8 protein-coding genes are annotated in these 7,020 nt (G+C 39.1%); all 8 read right to left on the reverse strand.

The window, feature by feature from the left end:
* Positions 1 to 71 precede the first annotated feature (71 nt).
* The 8 genes from AB6E85_RS25560 to AB6E85_RS25595 all read right to left on the reverse strand — a co-directional run bounded on the left by AB6E85_RS25560 (position 72) and on the right by AB6E85_RS25595 (position 5,680).
* Positions 72 to 1,769 carry a tape measure protein gene (locus AB6E85_RS25560; RefSeq protein ID WP_372144762.1) on the reverse strand — a complete coding sequence of 566 codons (1,698 nt, stop codon included), beginning with the start codon at positions 1,767 to 1,769 and terminating at the stop codon, positions 72 to 74.
* A gap of 50 nt (positions 1,770 to 1,819) precedes the next feature.
* Positions 1,820 to 2,722 carry a Mu-like prophage major head subunit gpT family protein gene (locus tag AB6E85_RS25565; RefSeq protein ID WP_372144764.1) on the reverse strand — a complete coding sequence of 301 codons (903 nt, stop codon included), beginning with the start codon at positions 2,720 to 2,722 and terminating at the stop codon, positions 1,820 to 1,822.
* A 2-nt stretch (positions 2,723 to 2,724) separates the two neighbouring features.
* Positions 2,725 to 3,549 (reverse strand): phage protease, encoded by an 825-nt coding sequence (locus AB6E85_RS25570; protein ID WP_372144766.1) that lies wholly within the window; start codon positions 3,547 to 3,549, stop codon positions 2,725 to 2,727.
* Positions 3,550 to 3,659: 110 nt separating this feature from the next.
* On the reverse strand, positions 3,660 to 4,031 hold the full coding sequence (locus tag AB6E85_RS25575; protein WP_372144768.1) for a 6-phospho-beta-glucosidase: 372 nt from the start codon (positions 4,029 to 4,031) through the stop codon (positions 3,660 to 3,662).
* Entirely contained in the window at positions 4,032 to 4,415 is a 384-nt protein-coding gene (locus AB6E85_RS25580) for a Mor transcription activator family protein (RefSeq protein ID WP_372144769.1), read from the reverse strand.
* A gap of 2 nt (positions 4,416 to 4,417) precedes the next feature.
* Complete coding sequence (locus AB6E85_RS25585; protein ID WP_372144771.1) at positions 4,418 to 4,888, reverse strand: hypothetical protein; 471 nt, start codon at positions 4,886 to 4,888, stop codon at positions 4,418 to 4,420.
* 191 nt (positions 4,889 to 5,079) lie between these two features.
* The gene (locus AB6E85_RS25590; protein WP_372144773.1) at positions 5,080 to 5,409 is read right to left on the reverse strand and encodes a phage protein Gp27 family protein; all 330 of its coding nucleotides are present in this window, start codon (positions 5,407 to 5,409) and stop codon (positions 5,080 to 5,082) included.
* The gene (locus tag AB6E85_RS25595; protein ID WP_372144775.1) at positions 5,399 to 5,680 is read right to left on the reverse strand and encodes a hypothetical protein; all 282 of its coding nucleotides are present in this window, start codon (positions 5,678 to 5,680) and stop codon (positions 5,399 to 5,401) included. The genes AB6E85_RS25590 and AB6E85_RS25595 overlap by 11 nt, the downstream gene beginning before the upstream one ends.
* Positions 5,681 to 7,020: the final 1,340 nt, after the last annotated feature.

Consider the following 7,020-nt stretch of genomic DNA (forward strand, 5'->3'; position numbering starts at 1 on the left):
TTGTGCAGCGTCGCGCGTTTTGAACACTTGCACCCTACCAAAATGAACAATGATGAAATGTTAAATAATTGTTAATTGGCACCTGTGTCAGGGTCTATTTTAATTGACGGTGAACTTGACTCTATTGACGTTTTAACGCGGTCGTCACTTACATCAACTTTAACCCTTAAATCGCCACCCATTGGATAGTTAGATTGAGGTTGGAATTGATTGTAATTACCCGTTACATAGGCAGGTAATTGCTGTTCAATTTGCTTCCTCAGCTTATCACCTGTTGTTTCTGACTCTTTTGTATTGGAATCGAACACACTGGGGAAAACATCGGCAAGGGTGGTTTTTTTCATTTTCTGTGCAACTTCGGTATCACCAAAAAGCTCTTCCATAACATAGCCCGTGATAAAAACCTTACCCGCGACATCGATTAACTTGCCTAATTTATTTGCTTTGGGGTTTTTAGTGTCATTAGAATCAGGGTTCAAATCTGGAATTAGAGGCGTACCATAACCACCACTAGGCCAGTTTGTAATAAATACTGGCGTAGCACTTAAACTAGATAATCCACTTGCTAAAGCCCCGTGACCTTTCTTCTTGCCCGATGCCTTATCGTAGATCCAACCACCTGCTGTAATCCCACCTTTTGCTAGCGCTACCCCACCTTTAAGCGCACCACTTACGGCAAGCACTTTATTAATAGCGTAAATAGAAGCCATTATCTTCGCAAGGTTGCCATACCCTCCTACAACCTCAACCATAGAGCCTGCAAATGAAGATATATCTCGTACGACAGGAATTATTTCTTTTCCTGCATCTTTTATATCGCGTGCGGCTTCTGCTGCTGCTTTAAATCCATTAACTAAGTCTTTGCCTACCTTTTCGACAAACTCGTCATATTCCCCTGTAGACTTCATTTGGTCGAGCATACCTAAGAACTCTCCAAGCTCATCTTTGAGCAAATCAAATGTACCGCTATTCATGACATCTTTTTGAAATAGAGACCAATGATCGCCCATGTTTGAAATCATGCCGTTCCATGTTTTCATTTGTAGCTCTGCTGAGCCTTTTGTCTCTTCTCCCATGACACGTATCAAGTCTTGAATTGCAGACCTTGTTAATTGGCCTTTGCTAGCCATATCTTGAATTTGGGCGGTACTAAAGCCTTTCCCAAAATTTTTACCTAGGTCTTTACTCGCTTTTTGCAAATACTCATAAACGGGTACACCTCGCTCAAGCATCTGGTTCATTTCTTCCGCTTGAAGTTTCCCCTTTGTCCATGCTTGACCTAATGCCGTTGCGATACCCTCGACCTGTTCCGCACTCCCCCCCATTTTGGAGGCTTGGTCAGCGATTGCCTGCATTGTCCCATCCATTGGGTCAAGTCCGTACGCTTTTAGTCGAATAAAAGATTGGGTAACTTCATCCAATGCGTAGGGGGTTGATTGTGTAAAGTCTTCAATCCAATCTAGAGCACTAGCTGCACCACTTTCTGAACCCATAATGCTTTGCATTGAAGCTGCTAGGGTTTCAAAATTAGCGGCTGTCTTGATAAATGTTCGCTCAAATGCGAACCCCGCAGCACCAAGGCCGATAATCGTTCTATTACCAAGTGAATCTATACCTTTACTCGCTGCTCTAACAGATTGATTCATCATAGCCATGGCTTTATCGCTTTTCTTGGCAAAATCAGACATAGAGTTTCCATATCGCTTTGCTTTGTCCGATAAATTACCAGCAAGATCTATACTGATTTCGGTTTTTAATTTCTGTGCCATAAAAGCCTCAAACTAATAAGGGCTAGTCAATGCTAGCCCTTTTTTTGATGTTATAAATCTTGAGAGACTAGAATCTCAACCGCTTTATAGTTGGTGTTGTCTTCTCCGTTCTCAAGAGTACGACGCAAGACGATTTTCTCAGCAGCAGAACGGTAAGCAACGGGAACGACGATCACAGTAGGTTTAACCTTTAACGATCTTCCTTCACTGTCTTTCTGTTCCATCATTTTGGTCATCATCAACTCAAAATTAGCTTCTGTTAAAGCAGCTTTAGAACCAAATGCCATTTGCCAGAATGTATAGCCAGCGTTACCACGAGCACGAGTACCGAAAGCGTAATTATCGGTAGTGAAAACATTGTAATCAGTTGAGTCAGTCACCGACTGGAATTCTGGCTTTAAACGCTCTTGCCAAACTAAAGGTTTAAGAGGGCGACTAGTGTCTAACATGTACCAGCCTTGACCTGTATCCGTATCAGGATCACCAATTACATTTGAAAACGTATTTACGCCATCTTCTGACGGGTGGTCAGCATCAAAGAACGGCTGTCCGTCATAACAAATCTCTGTAAAGCCATTTTTTAGCAAACCAAAGACATGTTCATCTGGGTACATTTCGGCATCGTAACCCATCTCTTGAAAGATGATGCCATAGCGACCATAGTCATTATCTTCATAGTCAACACGGGGAATTTCTACTGAGGATTCAAACATCTTGTTTACGATGTTATAACCGTGTTTTTTAAGGTTCTTCATTTGGCGAGAACCGATCCATTCTTTAAGGCGAGGGAAGTCCCCCAACCAACCGTAGCCAGTTGCGCCAGCTGAGGAAGGAAGAACAGTAGCAATCATAGGGTAATCAGGCTTTGCACCTCCTTTGCCTGCGTCAAAGCGACCAGCAAACGCGGTTTTAGATTCAATGACTACATTACTAATATCGATTGGATTTGGCATTGTTAAACCTCTTTATTCTTTACATTTAAAAACTGTTCTTCGGAAATTCCAACATTTCGACAGACAGCTAATTGTGTTTCATTTAATGACGATGAACTTTGGTTTGTTTTATGTGGCGTATTGGTACTCTTATTTAAATAAGAGAAACCTGACGTGCTACCAGCAAACTTTTTAAACTCATCAATCCCTTGGCTATGACAGCAAGCGACTAAAAAATCACGCTGTGCTGGAGTAAATACGGCATCACTTACATAACCATCAATTAAGGATTCAATTTCCTTTTTCTCGGCTTGACTATCGCGAGAGTTTAAAGCTGACAATAATTCATCATCAGAGGTGACATTAGAACCAAGGGCTTTTGATAGCTTTTCCCACTTATTATCTGGTTCGTTCTGTCTGCTATTTAAAGCTTGCATTACTAGGTTTGGCTTATTGGTTAAACCGACACTAGATAACGAAATAACTTCTTTGCTTTCGTTGTAATTGAATGCAGGTGATAAAAAACGATACTCACGCGAGTTGATTGCACTTGCAGCTTTCTTCGTCCAATCCGCTTTAGCCCATATTTCACCATTGCGAATTTCTAACTCTTCAATCCAACCAGCAGCAGGGGCTTCTTCACCTTTTGAAGCTTTTAATTCTTGACCATGTTCATAGTCAATAACCATAGGGACTTTCATGTTTTTAAAGGCGTGTAAGATAGCTTTAGGATTTCTCAAAACCCAACTGCGACCATCCAAACCTTTGATGTCAGGGCCACTAGGTAGAATCTGTACCCACTGACTCGCTTTTTCGTCTAATTCTTTACATAACGCTGTAACGGGCATAACTTTAGCCTCATACCATGTTTAAACTACGTTTAAATCGCTCTATATTGATTTAAACATTTTCTTTTGAGCCAATGCTCAACCAAAACGGAAAGATTCAATACAGCGCGTTATGCGAGCATTTCCCCATCACTACCTGAATGCAATTCTGAAACCGCCATACTTGCAGTTAAAATTATGTTCCAGTCTTGCGCCGTTATCTTGTAATCGCAAATATCACCATATGTAAAAATGACATGATGCTTACCAAGGTAACGAATAGAAGCAGCCGCATTTTCATTAAGAAGCATTAAGCCCTTAATCGCTTGGGTGTGTCTATCATTGACAGGCTTGAAATCAGGCATATTAACTAGATATTCGTGCTGCACATCAACTAAATCAGCCACCGTATTTCTATTGGCGTCTGTTAATGGCTCTATTGATACTGTCTTAACCAGTTCACCTTCAACAAGAACACCGTCAATTAGATCGTATAAATACATTTACTTTAATCCATCCATTGCTTTTCTAATTTCAGCATCAGCCTTTCTACAAGCCTTAATGCCCCTTTGAATTGCCATGACCGACATGCCGTATTTTCTAGCTAACTCACTAGTGTTATCTCCCTTAAATTCCTTATATATCATTCGATATATAGCGGCTTGCTTAAATGGATCTTCTCTAGGTAAATAAACTTGAGTACCGCCAAAAATAGACACCATTAAACAAATGAATTTAACAGTATCCTTTTCATTAAGATTGAACTCTTTTGACCTTGATAAAAACTCATCAAAAAGAATTGTTTTTGATGGGTTCATTTTAATTAAATCAATAACGACGTCTAATGCACTCTCATTTTTTGCTATATCTAGCCATGATATTGACATTGTTAGTTCCCCTTCAATATTTCTCTTACCGTACTTTCTGTAATGTTTTGCTTACTAGCTATCAATTTGATTGGGATTCCATCATTATTCATCAATTTAATAAGCTCACATTCAAATGCACGATGGTAAAAAGCAAACCCATCAGAAAACCTTTTTTGTCTCTTGGGTTTATAGTTATGTTTATTAAATGCTCGATAAATATATTGAACGCTAGTCCCAAAATCTCGTGAGATACTCGCAACAGTTTTGCCACTTTGATGAGCTTGTACGATTAAAAGTTCTGATACATGCACTTTTAAAGATTGAAGCTTACCAAAATAAACATGGACGCTCCCATTGCCTTCAGCGCCTGAAAACATTGACCTCATATCTTCTGTTAATGCTGAATCCAAGTCTGGAGTTGGTGGAATTTCGAAAAACTGGTCGACCAAGAAACCGAGCATTAATATATCTTGGTTTATTTCACGTCCCATTATTTTGCTCCGTATCTGCTTTGATAAACTTATATTAATGTACTTACCTAAAACATGTGGAGTAACGCAGATTGTTTAAAAATGGAGAGGGGGGGAGTGCTTTATAGATATGAAAAAGCCCCTTTAAAGGGGCTTTGAATTTCATCGACAAGATGAATAAATGTTACCTGCGTATTTAATGTAAGCGATATTTATTGGTTTGACAAGCTCGGATATATTTCTTCATTCAGAAAGCGATTAAAAGCGGTTCGAGAGATCTTAAACTTATCTGCTAACCCTCTATGCTCAATTTCATTGTTCACATAAGAAAGAATATCTTTTTGAGTGTACCGCCTTGATGAAAGCATTACCGCTATTCGCGCTCTAATATCAGTTGGTAGCTGTTGAACCTTATAAAGCCTCTTTGCTTTTTTCGGTGATGCTGCTTTTCTAAGGATCAACAAAACATTTTTAACACCAATATTACGAACCAAGTTAGCCAGCTCGTAAGATTCTTTAGAAGTTAATCGCTCACTTTTCATGACTAACCCTCTCTAAAGCAGCTAAAGCGTCTAACTTAGAGTTTAATCCGTTGGCGTAGTGAATCAAACCACTTAGAAGTTCTAAAGCTCCAACCGATAAGCGCTGTTCGCCACCTAATGAGGAATATTCACATACTAAGTTGCTTAGATTACCTAATAGATCAAGTAGTCTTTCTGGAGACGCTAGAACACCGTCAGATAGTTCAAAGAGTTCGTCTATTGAGATAGATTCTGGGTTTAGTTTTGCGGAGTTTAGATTAGTGTTAGGCATGATGGCCTCCTTGGATATTTTATATATCGCCATCAGGAGGTTGCAATCTCACTGGTGGCGAACTTAGCAGAGTTGCAACAACCGTATCCAAGAAACGGCCTAACCGAAGTTAGCTCCACTAAGCCCACCATAGTAAGCTTACGCACAAATAAAAAAACACGCATAGGCGTGTATTGTGCGCCTCAGATAATAACAGGGTTGCAATCCTGACGCTAGATTTTGCTAACGTGTTTTTATCTTAGTTTGAAAGGTTGCAGTTCGTCAACAACTTTCGGACTACCAAAATGAGCAATAGAAATTAGTAATACAAACCATTAATTTTATAACGACAAATTTTAGGTGCTTTTCTTCCACCTAAAACCCTACATCAACCTAACACCTTTAAGTGATTGCTCTTTCTTTCAAAGGTCAGAGGAATCGAATTAAATCATATAAAATCCAACAGCTTAGCAAGTAAAACTTAAAAGAAAGAGGTCTTTCTTTTAAGCTTACTTAATCGAGCATTAATTTTGAACTAACAACCAATACTACATATGCAGCTTATCGACTCGGTATCGGCTAAGTGATGATCTAGTCAATTTTGAACTATCAGGGAGGCCGTGCTCTTCAATCAAAGAATTAACAGCCCTTAATGCCTCACCATGGTTTAAGGTTCGAATCAAACGAATAACCTTAGTTCTGAGGCTATCTGGCAAGTAGTCAACCTTACATAAACGTCCCATTTTCTTGGCTCCATTGGGTGTATATTTAACCAATGTAAAACCAATATTCAGAAAGGAAAAATAACTAGCTTTGTTTAAATTAACGCGCCCGAAATATTAACATTAATTTAACAATCTATATTTTAAGGGATTTTGCTAGACCAACCACTATTAAATAGAGAACGATGTTTTGTTATTATAAATCAGCAACTTAAAAGAAACGGACGCTTGATATCAGAAAAATCCTTTAGGGATTTTAAAAGGACGGCTTAAAATACTCGCTTCTTGCTTTGTTATTCTCATTTAAATATTTAATCATGTTTAAAATCAGTAATTTAAACATGGTTTAAACACATCGCGACATCTCAATGAAGTGCTCACTTTGATAGGCTAAAAACGTCCCCTTTCGTCCGTTTGTCCCGTTATTGCTCATTTCAGTAAAAGCTAATATAAAGCGTGACTTTGCCTAAATCAGATAAGGCGAACCTAACCCTATCTATTGACACTAGCGCCCCTTAAAGCCCCATTGAGCAAGGGATTAGAGGCTAAATTATTTCGGGATAATCCCTAGGATTCCGAGACAATCCCCACGTATAACACCCTATAACACAGATTGTTCATATCAATAGTCCCTTTACA

The sequence above is a fragment of the Vibrio sp. 10N.247.311.51 genome (genome assembly GCF_041467855.1).
Lineage (GTDB): Bacteria > Pseudomonadota > Gammaproteobacteria > Enterobacterales > Vibrionaceae > Vibrio > Vibrio coralliirubri.